This window comes from Undibacterium sp. TJN25 (assembly GCF_049339885.1).
Classification (GTDB): Bacteria; Pseudomonadota; Gammaproteobacteria; order Burkholderiales; family Burkholderiaceae_D; genus Undibacterium.
On sequence record NZ_JBMPPM010000008.1, the window covers coordinates 1 to 16,207 of the forward strand.

Genomic DNA, 16,207 nt, shown 5'->3' on the forward strand with positions numbered 1-16,207 from the left:
AGTACATTCACTACTACAATCACGACCGCATCAAGGCAAAACTAAAAGGGCTAAGTCCTGTGCAATACAGAACTCAGCCCTTAGCCACCTAGCTATTTAAACCGTCCAACTAATTGGGGTCAGTTCAAAATACATGCAGGCTTTTTTGTGTGCATTTTGCCGGTTCAGGCCGCCAGCAGTTCGTGCAACGGCCAGCGCGGCCGTACATTGAATGCATAGTCGCGCGTGGCGGCGGCAGGATTTTTCTTCAGCCGCATCGCACCGGCGAAAGCGATCATTGCGCCATTGTCGGTGCAAAACTCCAGTTCCGGGTAAAACACCTGGAAGCGTTTTTTCGCCGCCGCTGCATTCAGCGCCGCGCGCAATTGCTGATTGGCGCCGACGCCGCCCGCGATGACCAGCCGCTTCAGGCCGCTTTCCTTGATCGCCGTCACGCATTTGGCCACCAGCACATCCACAATCGCATCCACAAAACCGCGTGCGATATTGGCTTTGTCCTGCTCGCAGATATTGGCGGAATTGGCGGCTGTCTGCTTGACCACGGTCAGCACCGAAGTCTTCAGGCCCGAGAAACTGAAGTTCAGGTCCTTGGAGTGCAGCATGGGCCGCGGGAATTTATAGGCCAGCGGGTCGCCAAACTCGGCCAGCCGCGAAATTGCCGGACCGCCGGGGTAAGACAGGCCAAGCAGCTTGGCTGACTTGTCGAACGCCTCGCCGGCGGCATCATCCAGGGTTTCTCCCAAAAGCTGGTACTGGCCCACGCCGTCCACCCGCATCAATTGCGTGTGCCCGCCGGAGACCAGCAGCGCAATGAATGGAAATTCAGGCGGCTTGCTGGCGAGCAGCGGCGACAGCAGATGTCCTTCCAGATGGTGGATGCCCAGTACCGGTTTATCCAGCGCCAGGCCCAGCCCGCAGGCAACCGAGGCACCTACCAGCAGCGCGCCGGCCAGCCCGGGCCCCTGGGTATATGCAATGGCATCTATGGCCGTGCGCGGCAGGGCTGCCTGCTCCAGCACTTGTTCCAGCAGTGGAATGGCGCGCCGTATATGGTCACGCGACGCAAGCTCCGGCACCACGCCGCCATATTCCTGGTGCATTGCTATCTGCGAGTGCAGCGCATGCGCCAGCAGGCCGCCTTCCGTGTCGTACAAGGCCAGGCCGGTTTCATCGCAGGAAGACTCCACACCTAAAACTATCATTGCTATACCGTTATTCATCAGATTGAAGCAAAAAGACAATACGTCCCCATCTCGTTCGTGCATCTGATGGGTGCGATTCTTGCTTAGTGGCTTATGACCGAGATTATATTCGCAATCCAATAGTTAGATAGTTAGACAGCTGGATAGTTAATTGCTGAAGCCCATTCACTGAGTCATCCAATGAGCCAAAAGCCCCCTGGCAATACTGAAAAACCAAACAGCAGCGCAGACACAATGCATGGATTGCATGCCTTGCCTGCTTTACGCATTGTGGTCGTCAATACCGTCGTCCTGCAGGAAACCGAGCAGGACGAGCATCTGCACGCGCAGCTGGAACGCTCGCGCACGCTGCGCATAGGGTTGCTGCAGGCAGGCTACAACATCATTGCCTCCCTGCCGGGGGATTTCTACCTGCCGGAGCGGCTGGCGCAGTTGCAGCCCGATCTGATCATCATCGATGCCGAATCAGATGCCCGCGATGTGCTGGAGCACGTGGTGATGGCCACGCGTGATGCGCCGCGGCCTATTGCCTTGTTTACCGAGGATGGCGATACCTCCTGCATGGCCGCTGCCATGGAGGCCGGGGTGTCGGCTTACGTAGTAGCGGGCCTGCATCCGGAGCGTGTCAAACCGGTGCTGGATGTGGCGCTGGCAAGGTTTAAGGCGGACCAGAAACTGCGCGCTGAGCTATCCGATACCAAGGCCAGGCTGGCCGAGCGCAAGACCATAGAGCGGGCCAAAGGCTTGCTGATGGAGCGTCACCACATGTCGGAGAACGACGCTTATCAGAAGCTGCGCAAGCTGGCGATGGAAAAGAATTTGAAGCTGGCCGATATCGCGCAAAGGATACTGGACGTGGCCGACCTGCTGGGCTGATAAAAATGCGATAGAGGCAAGCCGCTGCGAAATGAAATGGTGCGCCGCGCAAAAATATGCAGCATTTCGGGGCATGAACTTGTCAAATTGAATACGCCGGATCCCCTTCGGCATGAAAATCTAGGGAAATACCTGCAATTGCCGCTGGCATAGCAATTGCTGAACAAGTAGCAGGAGCCCGATATGCTCCCGGCGCCGATGGCGGCGCCAATGTGAATTCGGCTAACGGCGGCCGGTTCGCTTCAGACAAAGGCGTCTTTCCATATTGATTAATCAGTATGGCGAGGTGCCTTTTTTATTTGCTGATGTCTTTCCGTCAAGCCGCCGCAGAGCCTTGATGCGAATTTTCCCGGAGTGCAGACATGCTGAACAAGGTATCTAATTCTGACAATGAAAGTGTGGCCGGCAATGAAGATCAGATTAACCTCAAACGCCGCACCGTCATACAAAGTGCAGGCTTGCTGGCAGGAGCGGGCATGATGGGATTGGCGACAGGCGGCGCATGGGCCGCGGGCTCCGATAAACCGGAAAAAGAAGAAGTCAAGGTAGGCTTCATCCCATTGACCGATTGTGCATCGGTGGTGATGGCCTCAGTGCTGGGCTTCGATAAAAAATACGGCATCAAGATCATTCCGTCCAAGGAGTCTTCCTGGGCCAGCGTGCGCGACAAGCTTGTCAACGGCGAGCTCGATGCGGCGCATGTCTTGTACGGCCTGCTGTACGGCGTGCAGCTGGGCGTCAGCGGCACCAAGAAAGACATGGCGCTGCTGATGACGCTGAACAATAACGGCCAGGCGATCACTCTGTCCAAAAAGCTGGCCGACAAGGGTGCGGTGGACGGCCCGGGCCTGGCAAAGCTGATGCAGACCGACAAGCGCGAATATACGTTTGCACAAACTTTCCCGACCGGCACGCATGCGATGTGGCTGTATTACTGGCTGGCGGCCAACGGCATCAACCCGATGAAGGACGCCAAGGTCATTACCGTGCCGCCACCGCAGATGGTGGCCAATATGCGGGTCGGCAACATGGATGGGTTTTGTGTCGGCGAGCCGTGGAACCATCGCGCGATTGCAGACGGCATAGGCATCACCGCGGTAACCACGCAGGATATCTGGAAAGACCATCCGGAAAAAGTGCTGGGCACCACGGCGGAGTTCGTGCAGAAGTATCCCAACACCGCACGCGCCCTGACGGCGGCAGTGCTGGAAGCCGGCCGCTGGATCGATGCGTCGCTGTCCAACAAGACCAAGATGGCGGAAACCATTGCCGATAAATCCTATGTGAATACCTCGGTGGACGTCATTAACCAGCGTATTCTCGGCCGCTACCAGAATGGCCTGGGCAAGACCTGGGACGACCCGAACTACATGAAATTTTTCAATGACGGCGCGGTGAATTTTCCGTACCTGTCGGACGGCATGTGGTTCCTGACCCAGCACAAGCGCTGGGGCCTGCTGAAGGCGGACCCCGACTACCTGGCCGTGGCCAAGGCAGTCAATCGCATCGACATCTATAAGGATGCGGCGGCAATGGTCAAGGTCAATGTGCCCAAGGACCCCATGCGCACCAGCAAGCTTATGGACGGTACGGTATGGGACGGTAAGAATCCCGCAGCATACGCGGCGTCATTCAAGATCAGGGCATAAGGAGGCGGCATGAATACGATGGTCCATGGAGCAATCAGCGATCCCGGCGCGGTGCATGCCGCAGACAGCGCCAAGTCGGAAGTGAGCGAATCGGTAGTGGAACCGGCCACAATGAGCGTCAGCGTCCCTGCGGCGAAAGAAGAGCGGCCCGTGCCGGGATCGGACGCTGCCAGGGCGCGCTCCAAAATACGGCCCTTCCTGCTGGCAGTGTTGCCGCCTGTGCTGGGCATCGCCTTCCTGATACTGGTATGGGAGATCATTGCGTATAAAAATACCGCGTTCCCTTCGCCGATGGTGACGCTGGAGGAGGCGATCAAGGTGTTTTCCGATCCCTTTTACCAGAAAGGGCCGAACGACCAGGGCATAGGCTGGAATATCTATGCGTCACTGAAACGGGTTGCTGTCGGCTTCGGGCTGGCAGCGCTGGTCGGCATTCCGCTGGGTTTCCTGATCGGGCGTTTCAAATTCCTGTCCGGCATGTTCAATCCCATCATCAGCCTGCTGAAGCCTGTGTCGCCGCTGGCCTGGCTGCCTATCGGCTTGCTGGTCTTCAAGTCGGCCAATCCTGCTGCGATCTGGTCTATCTTCATCTGCTCGATCTGGCCGATGATCATCAACACCGCAATAGGCGTGCAAAGGGTGCCGCAGGATTATATGAACGTGGCGCGCGTGCTGAACCTGTCTGAGTGGAAGATCGTCACCCGCATCCTGTTTCCTTCCGTGCTGCCGTATATGCTGACAGGCGTGCGCTTGGCCATAGGCACGGCCTGGCTTGTTATCGTCGCGGCGGAAATGCTGACGGGCGGCGTGGGCATAGGCTTTTGGGTCTGGGACGAATGGAACAACCTGAACGTGCCGCACATCATCATTGCGATCGTCGTCATCGGCATGGTGGGGCTGATCCTGGAGCAGATCCTGGTGTCGCTGGCGCGCGCCTTCACCTACGAAGACGCAGGCAATTAACAGATAACCGGGCAACCACCCATCCAGGAAAGCAATCATGGAAAATATCGACCACGCATCACCGAATGCAAAGTACATCGACATCCGTCAGGCGGAAATGGTGTTCCATACACGCAAAGGCAGTTTTCATGCGCTGCGCGACATCAACCTTACGGTGCGCAAGGGTGAGTTTGTCACGCTGATCGGCCACTCCGGCTGTGGCAAGTCGACGCTGCTGAACCTGATCGCCGGGCTCACCAAGGCCACGTCCGGCGCGCTGCTGTGCGCCCACCGCGAGATTGCCGGGCCTTCGCCGGAGCGCGGCGTGGTGTTCCAGAACCATTCGCTGCTTCCCTGGCTGACCTGCTATGAAAACGTCTACCTGGCTGTGGAGCGCGTTTTCGGCGCGACAGAAAACAGCACCAAGCTGAAGATGCGCACGATGCAGGCACTGGCCCTGGTCGGGCTCGCGCATGCCGAGCAGAAGCGCCCCAATGAAATTTCCGGCGGCATGAAGCAGAGGGTGGGCATCGCGCGCGCGCTGTCGATGGAACCCAAGGTGTTGCTGATGGATGAGCCTTTCGGCGCGCTGGATGCGCTGACCCGTGCCCACTTGCAGGATGAGTTGCTGAAGATCGTCGCCAAGACCAACTCCACTGTGGTCATGGTTACGCATGACGTGGACGAGGCTGTGCTGCTGTCAGACCGGATTGTGATGATGACCAACGGCCCCGCCGCGACAATAGGCGAAATCCTGCAGGTAAGGCTTGAGCGGCCGCGCGACCGCGTGGAGCTGGCGCAAAATCCGCTGTATTCCGAATACCGGACGTCGGTGCTGGAGTTCCTGTATCACCGGGAGTCGCATCCGGCGGCAGCCTGAACGCGATTTAGGGGTTTGCTGTAAATGGCCGCGAGACGCGCTTCGGTGTAAGCTATTGCCATGGAAAATACAGACACTCAGGTAAATAAAGAATCTTTTGCTGCAGCCCGTTTCATCAAGGAAATCGGGCGCGGCAAGGATGGTGCGCGCAGCATGTCGCGCGAGGATGCACAACTGCTGTACGGCGCCATGCTGGAAGGGCGGGTGTCCGACCTGGAGATGGGCGGCATCCTGCTGGCGATGCGCATCAAGGGCGAATCCACTGATGAGATCGCTGGGTTCATGGCGGCGGCAGAGGCGCAGATGCAGCAGCTTGCCGCGCCGGCTGGCAACGCAGACGGCACACGCGGTAACCATGGTAACCAGTATGCGCCGGTTGTCATCCCCACCTATAACGGTGCGCGCAAGAAAGCCAACCTGACGCCTTTGCTGGCCTTGCTGCTGGCGCGGCGCGGTGTGCCGGTGCTGGTGCATGGCGTACTGCGCGATGCCGGCCGTGTGACCACGGCCGAGATACTGGAAGCCTTGCAGCATCCTGCGGCGCAATCGGTGCAGCAGGCGGAGGCGCAGATGGCCGCCGGCCAGCCGGCCTTTATAGCGATAGATCTGTTGTCGCCAGCCATGGCGCGCTTGCTGGCGATGCGCCGCGTGCTCGGCGTGCGCAATTCCACGCATACGCTGGTGAAGATATTGCAACCGTTCAAAGGGCCGGCGCTGCGCCTGACGTCGTACACGCATCCTGAATATTTCACGATGCTGCAGCATTATTTCAGCCAGGTGGCACCGCATGGCAGGGGCGATGCCTTCCTGATGCGCGGCACGGAAGGCGAAACCGTTGCCAATACCGGTCGCGCGCAGCAGATAGACTGGTTTCATCAGGGGCAATGCACAACGCTGGTCCATACCCACCAGACCATCGTCGGCGAGCTACCCAATACCCCGGATGAAAAAGACGCTGCTGTCACGGCGCAATGGATACAGGCGGTGCTGGACGACAAGATACCGGTGCCGGCCAGCATTGCCGAACAGGTCGAGCACTGTGTGCTGGTAGCGCACATGCTGGCTGAACGCGCGCCGCCAGCGTCCTAGATTGTACCTAGTGTATTGAATGAATATCGGAGCAGAGATGGAACAGCATGCAAAGCAGGCGGGCAAAGTTGTGCTGGTCGGCGCCGGACCCGGCGATCCGGAACTGCTGACGTTGAAAGCAGTCAGGGCGATTGCGCAGGCGGACGTTATCCTGGTGGACGACCTGGTCAACCCCGAGGTGCTGCAGCATGCGCGTGAGGATGCGAGGGTGGTGCAGGTCGGCAAGCGTGGCGGCTGCCGTTCCACTCCGCAGGCTTTTATCGAGAAACTGATGCTGGCCGAGGCCAGGGCCGGGCATTGTGTGGTGCGGCTGAAGGGTGGCGATCCTTTCATCTTCGGGCGCGGCGGGGAAGAGCGCCGCCATCTGATGGAGCAGGGCATACAGGTGGATGTCGTTAACGGCATCAGCAGCGGCCTGGCGGCGCCTGCATCTTTGGGTATACCGCTGACCCACAGGGATTTTTCGCAAGGCGCCATCTTCGTCACCGGCCACGGCAAGAACGAGGACAGCAATCCGGATTGGGCTTTGCTGGCAAAAACCGGCATGACGCTGGTGATCTATATGGGCGTCGCGCATTGCCGCGACATCCAGCAGGCATTGCTGGCGGGCGGACTAGCCGCGCGCACGCCGGTCGCGGTCATCCAGTCGGCAAGCATGCCGGGCCAGGCGCAGCTGATTACGGAACTTGGAGCGATGGCCTACGATATTGCCGTCTCTGCGCTGGGTAGCCCGAGCGTGATCGTCATCGGGGATGTGGTCCGATGCGCAGACAATCTGGCGGTGGATGCGCACGCCGCACGTCAGGAACATCTTCTTTTCAGCCGGGCCTGAGCATCTGATCGGCTACAATCACGCCTGCTCAATGAGCAAATCAGAATAATCAGATGCGGATAGTGGCAGGCCATGAGTAAAAAAATTGATGTTGCAGTGATCGGCGCCGGAGCCGCAGGCATGATGTGTGCAGCGGTGGCCGGGCAGCGTGGCAAGAGCGTGGTGCTGATCGACCATGCGGGCAAGCTGGCGGAAAAAATCCGCATCTCCGGCGGTGGTCGTTGCAACTTCACCAACCTGCACGCCGGGCCGGCCAATTTCCTGTCCGAGAATCCGCATTTCTGCAAAAGCGCGTTGTCGCGCTATACGCCGCAAGATTTCCTGGCGCTGGTCAAGCGCTACAAGATTGCTTTTCATGAAAAGCATAAAGGCCAACTGTTCTGCGACAACAGCGCGGAAGACATCATTAGCATGCTGAAGGCCGAATGCGATGCCGGCAAGGTAAGCTGGCGCATGCCCTGCAAGGTGGATGACGTACAGCGCGCCGCCGACGGCGAGGGCTTCATCATTCAGACTGGAGAAGGAGAAATACGCGCCGCCAGTGTGGTCGTCGCCACCGGTGGCCTGTCCATTCCCAAAATCGGCGCCACCGACTTCTCTTACAAGATCGCAAAGCAGTTTGACATCAAGCTGATAGAGCCGCGCCCGGCGCTGGTGCCGCTGACATTTGATGCGGCGGCCTGGGAACCCTTCGTGCCGTTGTCTGGCATCTCGCTGGAAGTGGATATAGAAACCGGCGAAAAAAAGAATAAGGCGCAATTCAGGGAGGACTTGCTATTTACCCACCGCGGCCTGTCCGGTCCGGCGGTATTGCAGATTTCCAGTTTCTGGCAGCCGGGGCAGGCGATACGGGTTAATCTACTGCCGGAAATTGATGTGGCGCAAGAGTTGATAGAGGGCAAAAGCACGATCAAAAAAAACCTGTCCAACCACCTGTCGCAGCACTTGCCGGCGCGCCTGGTGGATGGCCTGCTGGTCGCCAACGGTTTTGCGCCGGACGCCCGCGTGGCGGACATGCAGGACAAGCGGCTGCGCCAGCTGGGCGAAAACCTGAATCGCTGGGTACTGGTGCCGAACGGTTCTGAAGGCTACCGCAAGGCTGAAGTCACACGTGGTGGCGTCGATACCCGCGCGCTGTCGCAGCAAACGATGATGGCCAACAGTGTTCCCGGCCTGTATTTTATCGGCGAAGCCGTCGACGTGACCGGCTGGCTGGGCGGCTACAATTTCCAGTGGGCATGGGCTTCCGGAGTGGCGGCAGGGCAGGCCGTATAGGCCTGTTTAAGCGGATTGTATAAGCGTGTTGTATTTTTGCAGCGTTGATACTGACCGAAGTAGGGAGATTTGCCGCCGGCTACTGCGGAAGGGCTGTTTTATGATTTGTGCCATACCCCCCTTGCCAGACAGTAAACTGGCTGAAATGTGCTTTTTCGAGGCCTGGCAGAACTGCAACAATGTGCTTTCTGCATAAAAAGTAATCACGGGCCTTACAAAGCTTCAAAATTTCTGCTATTATCTCGGTCTTCCCTTAAATTTTTCATTGGTTCGAACTTACATGACCACAATTCGCCTTAAAGAAAACGAGCCGTTCGAAGTCGCTATGCGTCGCTTCAAGCGCACCATCGAAAAGACCGGTCTGTTGACCGAATTGCGCGCTCGCGAGTTCTACGAAAAGCCAACTGCAGAGCGCAAGCGCAAGCTGGCTGCCGCAGTAAAGCGTCACTACAAACGCATTCGTAGTCAGCAATTGCCTAAAAAGATGTACTAATCCTGGACTGGCGCTGCTTTGCGGTGCCGTTCAAGCTGGTAGTGTCACAGGCATGCATGCCCGCTCCGTATAGCGCAGCGGGCTTTGTCGTTTCTAAGGCTTGCTGTAAGACTTGCGAAAGGCATGCCCGATGATTGCGGTTGTTGTTCCCGCGATTGTTGTGCCTGATAGTTCAAGCATTTCTTAAACCTTCTCTTCCGTTCAATTTACCAGTCAGAGTATCCCATGAGCCTAAAAGACCAGATCACCGAAGACATGAAGTCTGCAATGCGCGCGAAAGAAGCGGAAAAGCTGGGCACCATTCGCCTGCTGACCGCGGCCATGAAGCAAAAAGAAGTCGATGAGCGCGTAGAGCTGACGGACACCATGGTATTGGCGATTATTGAAAAAATGATCAAGCAACGCAAAGATTCCATTACCCAGTTTGAAGCGGGTGCGCGCCAGGACCTGGCTGACAAGGAAAAAGCAGAGCTGGTGATATTGTCCGCCTACATGCCGGCCGGTTTGTCCGACGCGGAGCTGCAGGCGGAAGTGACGGCTGCCGTTGCTGCTTCCGGCGCTGCAGGACCGCAGGATATGGGCAAGGTCATGGCCATTTTGAAGCCCAAGCTGGCAGGCCGCGCTGACATGACCGCCGTATCGGGTCTGGTCAAAGCTGCGCTGACACGCTGATCAAAATAGCTGCTAAGCTGGGGTAGATGGCAGGCTTTTGCCTGCGCTGCCCGGCTTGGCTTATTTTCCCGTGATACCTCAAAGTTTTATACAGGATCTGCTGGCCCGCGTTGACATTGTCGACGTGGTGGGCAAGTATGTCCAGTTGAAGAAGGGCGGCGCAAACTACATGGGTTTGTGCCCCTTCCATAACGAAAAATCTCCCAGCTTTACTGTCAGCCCCACCAAGCAGTTTTATCACTGCTTCGGCTGCGGCGCGCACGGCACGTCCATCGGTTTTTTGATGGAGTATTCCGGCATGAGCTTTGTCGATGCCGTTAAAGACCTAGCGCTCAACAACGGCATGATCGTGCCGGAAGAGGACAAGCTGCTGCCGGCGCAACGTGCTGAAGTGCAGGCCAAGAGCCTGGCGCTGAGCGATGTGATGACCAAGGCCGGCGAGCACTACAAGCAGCATTTGCGCGGTGCGACCACGGCCATTGCCTACCTCAAAAAACGCGGCCTCACCGGCGAAATCGCTGCCAGGTTCGGACTGGGCTATGCGCCGGACGGCTGGGATGGCCTGCGCGCCGTATTTCCTGACTACGCCGCTCCCGAGTTGGTGGAAGCCGGCCTGGTTATCGACCGCAGCGATGAAGAGGCGTCCAACCGCAAGCGCTACGACCGCTTTCGCGACCGCATCATGTTCCCGATCCGGAACACCAAGGGCCAGGTCATCGGTTTCGGCGGCCGCATCCTGGACCAGGGCGAACCTAAATATCTGAACTCGCCCGAGACACCCCTGTTCCAGAAAGGCTATGAGCTGTACGGCCTGTTCGAGGCGCGCCAGGCGATACGCGAAGCCGGCTATGTGCTGGTGACGGAGGGCTATATGGACGTCGTGGCGCTGGCGCAGATGGGTTTTCCGCAGGCGGTGGCAACGCTGGGCACGGCCTGTACGCCAACGCACGTGCAAAAGCTGTTGCGCCAGACCGACCATGTGGTGTTCAGCTTTGACGGCGACAGCGCCGGCCGCCGCGCCGCGCGGCGCGCGCTGGATGCCTGCCTGCCGCATGCCAACGACAACAAGATCATCAAGTTCCTGTTCCTGCCCACCGAGCATGATCCGGACAGTTACATCCGCGAACTGGGCACCGAGGCCTTTGAGCAGCAGGTGCAGGATGCCATGCCGCTGTCGCAGTTCTTCCTGAAGGAAGTCTCTGCCGACAATGACCTAGGCACCGCTGAAGGCCGCGCCAAGGCGCAGTTTGACGCCAAGCCGCTGTTGCAGCAGATGCCGCCTTCCGGCTTGCGTCTGCAAATGGTGCGCAGCCTGGCGCAGATGACGCAAACCATGCCATCCGAGATTGAAGCGCTGTTTGACCTGGCGCAGCCGGTTGCCCGCGCCCGCGTGGCACCGCCCAAGTCCAAGCGTAGCGCGCCGGTGGGGTTGGAGCGGCAGATCATGCGCATCCTGATGGCGCACCCGGTGCTTGCGTCGATGATGGATGCAGCGGTGCTGGCCGATGCGGCGCTGTTGGCGCCGGATGGGGCCGAAATGCTGACGCAGCTGGCGACGATCGCCTACAGCATGGGGGAACATGCCAATTTTGCCGCGCTGGCGGAGAACTTGCGTGCCACCGGTTCCGATTACGATGCGTTGATCGCCGAGATTGCCGAGCAGACCGAAACGGAACTCGACGTCGTCCGGCTGGAGCTAACCGGCGCGATACGCCAGATCCGCAAGCAGGTGTTCAACGTTGAAATGCAAAGGCTGGCGGCAACCGGACTGCGAGAAGAAGCGGACATCATGCGTTACCGTGAAGTAATGCAATTGCAGGATCAGTTGCGCAAGCAGGCAGAGGCGGAAGCTGCCGTCAGGCAAGTATAGGCGGCGTTCCGGTGCCCACGCGATGTTGGCGTACTTCTGCGCGATAGCCCGCTTGCAACATATGCAGGCAAGTTCCCTTGCATTTCATTAATAAATTATATAAATTTAAGAAGCAGGGTGTCTGCGGATTGCTTAAATAGCAGGCACTTGAGATTTATGGTTTTGTGACCAGATAGGTTCTATTCCCGCTGTCAGGCAAGTATTTTCCACCGTTCTGCTCTTGGCGGACGGCAATGCAGCAATGGATTTTGCAAGCCGGGATGTGGTGTTGGCAATGCGCCGGCCACGCAGCCGCCAGGGGTAGGGCTAGAGGAAAGTCCGGTCTCGTGTTATAATTAAAGGCTTTCGATTCAAGGTCTTAGGTTGTTTCATTCTGTGCGAGCTGTTGGTCGGTTGCTATGATGTTGCTGATCGGTTGACGTTTGTGCGGGACATGTTGTTTAGGCGAGCATCCATGCTCCTCCGAGTAACCCGATAACTCTGGTACTGAGGCTCAGGAAGTTAGAAACATAATTGCTATGCACTGCAGAGCGGTTTGGTCTGGCGGCAGTGCATTGTCGTTTTTGCTTTCAGCTTCTGCAATGTGGCCGCAGTGCCGGTTGGTTTGATTCAATGGCTAGCGCAATGAAGAAACCCGCAAAAACTCTGACAACCCCAGCAACAAAAAAAACCACTGGCAAAGTATCGGCCATTGCCGCTGCGTCCAAGCCCGCCGTAAAACCGGCGGCCAAGGCAATTGCAGCAAGCAGGCAAACAGCAAAGCCCGCAGTGCAGGCAGCAGCTAAAACCAGGCCTGCGCCTCTGAAAAAAGAGGTTGCGAAAGATGTCAAAGCGCCTAAAGTGGTGAAGAAGGGTGCAGAGAAAGCAGGCGCTGCCGTAGCAAAAGAAGCGGCAAAAGAGGCGCCTAAAGCCAGGACGAATAGTGTTTTAAAAGATGAACCGAAATTAGCCGCGAAGGCGGCCAGCAAGGCAGTGACAGGCAAGGATGCAAAGCCGGCAGCGAAGAAAACCAGCAGGCCGGATGAAGCCGGCGTGACAGACACTTCAGCCACAAGCAAAGCAGCGGACAAGCCAAAAACTGCACCATTGAAAGCTTCTGTGACAATTAACAAAACCGATTCAAAGACAGTGATTAAGCCAACCAAGATTTCAGCAAAGACTGACAAAGCTCCTGAAGTACAGGAAATTAAAACAGGCTCCGCGCCTGCCGTCAGCCAAACTACCGATGCCGCCGTACTGGCAGCCATCGACACGTCCGGCTATGTGCTGCCCGGTGTGAAGGTGCCTGGCCGCCGCGGCCGCAAGCCGAAAGAATACCAGCCTGAAAACGAGGAAATCGCTGCACTGAACGCGGTAGAGCGCGCAGAGATGAAGGCCATCGACAAAGCCAAAGCCAAGGACCGCAAGGCCAAGGAAAAAGCACTGTTGAAAGACGCCTTCTCTTCCGATCCGGAAGCGACCGAGGAAGAGCTGGAACGCCGCCGCCAGAAACTGAAAACCCTGATCAAGCTGGGTAAGGACCGAGGCTACCTGACGTTTGCAGAGATCAACGATCACTTGCCTGAAAACGTCGTCGATCCGGAAGCGATTGAAGGCATCATCGGTACCTTCAACGACATGGGCGTCGCCGTCTATGAGCAGGCGCCGGATGCAGAAACACTGCTGCTGTCCGATAACGTCGTCACCGTCACCAGTGACGATGATGAAGTGGAAGCCGCTGCTGAAGCCGCACTGTCTACCGTGGATTCCGATTTCGGCCGCACCACCGACCCAGTCCGCATGTACATGCGTGAAATGGGCTCGGTAGAGTTGCTGACGCGCGAAGGCGAGATCGTCATCGCGAAGAAAATCGAAGAAGGCCTGAAAGACATGATCCAGGCGATCTCCGCCTGCCCGACCACGATCGCCGAGATCCTGGCCGCTGCAGACAAGATTGCCAGTGACGAAATCAAGATCGACGAAATCGTCGACGGCCTGGTAGACCCGAACGCCGACGACGTCGTCGCGCCTTTGCCGGTTGCCGCCGCGTCCGATGAAGAAGACGAAGAAGACGAAGAAGAGGAAGAGGAAGAAGAGGAAGAAGACGAAGGCAATGCAGCAGGCGCCGCCGGCTTCTCCAATGAACAGCTGGAACAGCTGAAGCGTGATTCGCTGGCCAAGTTCGAAATCATCTCCTCCAATTTCGACAAGATGCGCAAAGCCTTTGAAAAAGAAGGCTACAACTCCAAGGCCTACGTCAAGGCGCAGGAAACCATTTCCGCAGAATTGCTGGGCATACGCTTTACCGCAAAAGTCGTCGAGAAGTTGTGCGACACCTTGCGCGGCCAAGTCGATGAAGTGCGCCATGTAGAAAAGCAGATCCTCGAAGTCGTGGTCAACCGTTGCGGTATGCCGCGCGCCCACTTCATCAAGGTCTTTCCCGGCAATGAAACCAACCTGAAATGGGTGGACGGCGAAGTCAATGCCGGCCATTCTTACAGTGCCATCCTGGGCCGTAATATCCCGGCAGTGCAGCAGCTGCAGCAAAAGCTGATCGACCTGCAAGCGCGCGTGGTATTGCCATTGCCCGACCTGCGCGGCATCAACAAAAAAATGTCTGCCGGCGAGATGAAGGCCCGCAAGGCCAAGCGCGAAATGACCGAGGCCAACTTGCGTCTGGTTATTTCCATCGCCAAAAAATACACGAACCGCGGTCTGCAATTCCTGGATCTGATCCAGGAAGGCAATATCGGTTTGATGAAGGCCGTGGACAAGTTTGAATATCGTCGCGGCTACAAGTTCTCTACCTATGCAACATGGTGGATACGCCAGGCTATTACCCGCTCTATCGCTGATCAGGCGCGTACTATCCGTATCCCTGTACACATGATAGAGACCATCAACAAGATGAACCGCATCTCGCGTCAGATCCTGCAGGAAACCGGTGTAGAGCCGGATCCCGCAACTCTGGCCATCAAGATGGAAATGCCGGAAGACAAGATCCGCAAGATCATGAAGATCGCCAAGGAACCGATCTCCATGGAAACGCCTATCGGTGACGATGACGATTCCCATCTGGGCGACTTCATCGAAGATAACCACACACTGGCCCCGGCCGATGCAGCGCTGCACGCGTCGATGCGCAACGTGGTCAAGGACGTGCTGGATTCATTGACGCCGCGCGAAGCAAAGGTATTGCGCATGCGCTTCGGTGTGGAAATGTCCACCGACCATACGCTGGAAGAAGTGGGTAAACAATTTGACGTAACGCGCGAACGCATCCGCCAGATAGAAGCCAAGGCACTGCGTAAATTGCGTCATCCTTCCCGTTCCGATAAGCTGAAAAGCTTCCTAGAAGGTAATTAATGTTATACAATAAGGGTCGGATTTTTCCGGCGCTTATTGGTAATATCAAGCGGTTTTGAATACGGTTGCAGTACGTGGTCAGGCCCGATAAGCTTTGCAGTAAAAGGGCCTCTAGCTCATGTTGGTTAGAGCAGCGGACTCATAATCCGTTGGTACCGTGTTCGACTCACGGGAGGCCCACCAGAATTCATAATAAAAAAAGGGGTTACGCTAAGGCGTAGCCCCTTTTTTTTATCTGTTTTTAATCCGAAAATTCAACACAAGCTCAACAGCAATTTGCGAGCAAGTGATTGAGCTGCCGCGTTTCTTGGAGGTGTTCTGATGAGAGGTGGGCGTATTGCGTTGTCATTGTTAGGCTGTGATGCCCAAGGGCTTTTGCAGTACCGAGATGATCTTGATATTCATCATGAAATGGCTCGAAAAGTGTGCCTCAAAATGTGGATCAATTGACCTTCTGATAGTTTTTAACTTGGCCTGTTCTAGGTCTTCCCAAAATGTTGAGTAAATGATTATGAAAAATCGCTCGCCATCGCCATTATTTTCGTGATGGGCCTTCAAAGCTTTTTCAGTTCGTCGGTGATCGGCGTAGCACGGGTTTTACTTCGCTAGGTTGCATATCAGCAGTCAGACATTTGCTTTATGTGACGCCCCGTGTTCTCGGTTACGGCGAGATTAAATTGACGGGTGATGGTCATTCAGCGCTACTACAACGGTTGTGGTCAGAGCTCGCCCAAGTTGAGCAAATGCCAGGTGTAGACATCCTTACGATGGAGGACGGCGAAATTCTATTGATCGGCGGCTTGAACAGCAATAAATCTGCAGACGGGCAAATAGGTTTTCCCTTCTTCCCTAAATCGTGGGCTGCCAGTAGGAAAGTACTGCGAGCACGGATTTTGTGCTGATCTTGCCCTCCTCCGTCGTCAAATAGCCTGGACCTTTGCCGCAACGGATAACGGAGTGTGATTGTTTGATTCCGGGTAATTCATGATTAGCGACGTACCGTCGCCCTGTAGATTCGCATCGATATCTACATACCGAAAAAGCGTGATTTGAGGCGAGCTGGAGCGTAGCGGAACGGTAGC

Annotated in this window: 14 protein-coding genes and 1 tRNA gene; 13 read left to right on the forward strand and 2 right to left on the reverse strand. The window is 56.7% G+C overall.

Annotated features, from left to right (window positions below; all coding sequences use genetic code 11):
* A partial coding sequence (locus ACO0LO_RS19645; protein ID WP_422967035.1) for an IS3 family transposase occupies positions 1-92 on the forward strand: 92 nt, incomplete at its 5' end.
* A gap of 72 nt (positions 93-164) precedes the next feature.
* Here ACO0LO_RS19645 and tsaD read toward each other — a convergent pair.
* Complete coding sequence (gene tsaD / locus ACO0LO_RS19650) at positions 165-1,202, reverse strand: tRNA (adenosine(37)-N6)-threonylcarbamoyltransferase complex transferase subunit TsaD (protein WP_422966560.1); 1,038 nt, start codon at positions 1,200-1,202, stop codon at positions 165-167.
* 234 nt (positions 1,203-1,436) lie between these two features.
* Here tsaD and ACO0LO_RS19655 point away from each other — a divergent pair, with 234 nt between their 5' ends.
* The 10 genes from ACO0LO_RS19655 to dnaG all read left to right on the forward strand — a co-directional run bounded on the left by ACO0LO_RS19655 (position 1,437) and on the right by dnaG (position 11,780).
* Positions 1,437-2,078: an ANTAR domain-containing response regulator gene (locus tag ACO0LO_RS19655; RefSeq protein WP_422966562.1), complete on the forward strand. Its 642-nt coding sequence runs from the start codon at positions 1,437-1,439 to the stop codon at positions 2,076-2,078.
* A 362-nt stretch (positions 2,079-2,440) separates the two neighbouring features.
* Positions 2,441-3,727 carry a CmpA/NrtA family ABC transporter substrate-binding protein gene (locus ACO0LO_RS19660; protein ID WP_422966564.1) on the forward strand — a complete coding sequence of 429 codons (1,287 nt, stop codon included), beginning with the start codon at positions 2,441-2,443 and terminating at the stop codon, positions 3,725-3,727.
* 18 nt (positions 3,728-3,745) lie between these two features.
* Positions 3,746-4,690, forward strand: coding sequence for a nitrate ABC transporter permease (gene ntrB / locus ACO0LO_RS19665; RefSeq protein ID WP_422967037.1), 945 nt, complete (start codon positions 3,746-3,748; stop codon positions 4,688-4,690).
* A 37-nt stretch (positions 4,691-4,727) separates the two neighbouring features.
* Complete coding sequence (locus ACO0LO_RS19670) at positions 4,728-5,549, forward strand: ABC transporter ATP-binding protein (protein WP_422966566.1); 822 nt, start codon at positions 4,728-4,730, stop codon at positions 5,547-5,549.
* Between the two features lie 60 nt (positions 5,550-5,609).
* The gene (gene ybiB / locus ACO0LO_RS19675) at positions 5,610-6,638 is read left to right on the forward strand and encodes a DNA-binding protein YbiB (RefSeq protein ID WP_422966568.1); all 1,029 of its coding nucleotides are present in this window, start codon (positions 5,610-5,612) and stop codon (positions 6,636-6,638) included.
* 37 nt (positions 6,639-6,675) lie between these two features.
* Positions 6,676-7,470 carry a uroporphyrinogen-III C-methyltransferase gene (gene cobA, locus ACO0LO_RS19680; protein ID WP_422966570.1) on the forward strand — a complete coding sequence of 265 codons (795 nt, stop codon included), beginning with the start codon at positions 6,676-6,678 and terminating at the stop codon, positions 7,468-7,470.
* A 72-nt stretch (positions 7,471-7,542) separates the two neighbouring features.
* A complete protein-coding gene (locus ACO0LO_RS19685) occupies positions 7,543-8,745 on the forward strand; it encodes an NAD(P)/FAD-dependent oxidoreductase (RefSeq protein WP_422966572.1) in 1,203 nt (400 codons plus the stop codon).
* A gap of 280 nt (positions 8,746-9,025) precedes the next feature.
* On the forward strand, positions 9,026-9,238 hold the full coding sequence (gene rpsU, locus ACO0LO_RS19690; RefSeq protein ID WP_005877634.1) for a 30S ribosomal protein S21: 213 nt from the start codon (positions 9,026-9,028) through the stop codon (positions 9,236-9,238).
* Between the two features lie 225 nt (positions 9,239-9,463).
* Complete coding sequence (locus tag ACO0LO_RS19695; protein WP_422966574.1) at positions 9,464-9,910, forward strand: GatB/YqeY domain-containing protein; 447 nt, start codon at positions 9,464-9,466, stop codon at positions 9,908-9,910.
* 70 nt (positions 9,911-9,980) lie between these two features.
* Positions 9,981-11,780: a DNA primase gene (gene dnaG, locus ACO0LO_RS19700; RefSeq protein ID WP_422966576.1), complete on the forward strand. Its 1,800-nt coding sequence runs from the start codon at positions 9,981-9,983 to the stop codon at positions 11,778-11,780.
* 569 nt (positions 11,781-12,349) lie between these two features.
* Here dnaG and ACO0LO_RS19705 read toward each other — a convergent pair.
* Entirely contained in the window at positions 12,350-12,946 is a 597-nt protein-coding gene (locus tag ACO0LO_RS19705) for a hypothetical protein (RefSeq protein ID WP_422966578.1), read from the reverse strand.
* On the opposite strand from ACO0LO_RS19705, the gene rpoD reads away from it, so the two are divergent.
* Positions 12,909-15,125 (forward strand): RNA polymerase sigma factor RpoD, encoded by a 2,217-nt coding sequence (gene rpoD, locus ACO0LO_RS19710; RefSeq protein WP_422966580.1) that lies wholly within the window; start codon positions 12,909-12,911, stop codon positions 15,123-15,125. The genes ACO0LO_RS19705 and rpoD overlap by 38 nt on opposite strands.
* Positions 15,126-15,230: 105 nt before the next feature.
* Positions 15,231-15,308 (forward strand) — tRNA-Ile (locus ACO0LO_RS19715).
* The last annotated feature ends 899 nt before the right edge of the window (positions 15,309-16,207 follow it).

What these genes read in the sequence shown, in the direction of transcription:
- ACO0LO_RS19670 (WP_422966566.1), top strand. Translation starts at nt 4,728, where the DNA reads ATGGAAAATATCGACCACGCATCACCGAATGCAAAGTACATCGACATC.
- ACO0LO_RS19655 (WP_422966562.1), top strand. Translation starts at nt 1,437, where the DNA reads ATGCATGGATTGCATGCCTTGCCTGCTTTACGCATTGTGGTCGTCAAT.
- ybiB (WP_422966568.1), top strand. Translation starts at nt 5,610, where the DNA reads ATGGAAAATACAGACACTCAGGTAAATAAAGAATCTTTTGCTGCAGCC.
- cobA (WP_422966570.1), top strand. Translation starts at nt 6,676, where the DNA reads ATGGAACAGCATGCAAAGCAGGCGGGCAAAGTTGTGCTGGTCGGCGCC.
- ntrB (WP_422967037.1), top strand. Translation starts at nt 3,746, where the DNA reads ATGGTCCATGGAGCAATCAGCGATCCCGGCGCGGTGCATGCCGCAGAC.
- ACO0LO_RS19660 (WP_422966564.1), top strand. Translation starts at nt 2,441, where the DNA reads ATGCTGAACAAGGTATCTAATTCTGACAATGAAAGTGTGGCCGGCAAT.
- tsaD (WP_422966560.1), bottom strand. Translation starts at nt 1,202, where the DNA reads ATGATAGTTTTAGGTGTGGAGTCTTCCTGCGATGAAACCGGCCTGGCC.
- rpsU (WP_005877634.1), top strand. Translation starts at nt 9,026, where the DNA reads ATGACCACAATTCGCCTTAAAGAAAACGAGCCGTTCGAAGTCGCTATG.
- ACO0LO_RS19685 (WP_422966572.1), top strand. Translation starts at nt 7,543, where the DNA reads ATGAGTAAAAAAATTGATGTTGCAGTGATCGGCGCCGGAGCCGCAGGC.
- ACO0LO_RS19695 (WP_422966574.1), top strand. Translation starts at nt 9,464, where the DNA reads ATGAGCCTAAAAGACCAGATCACCGAAGACATGAAGTCTGCAATGCGC.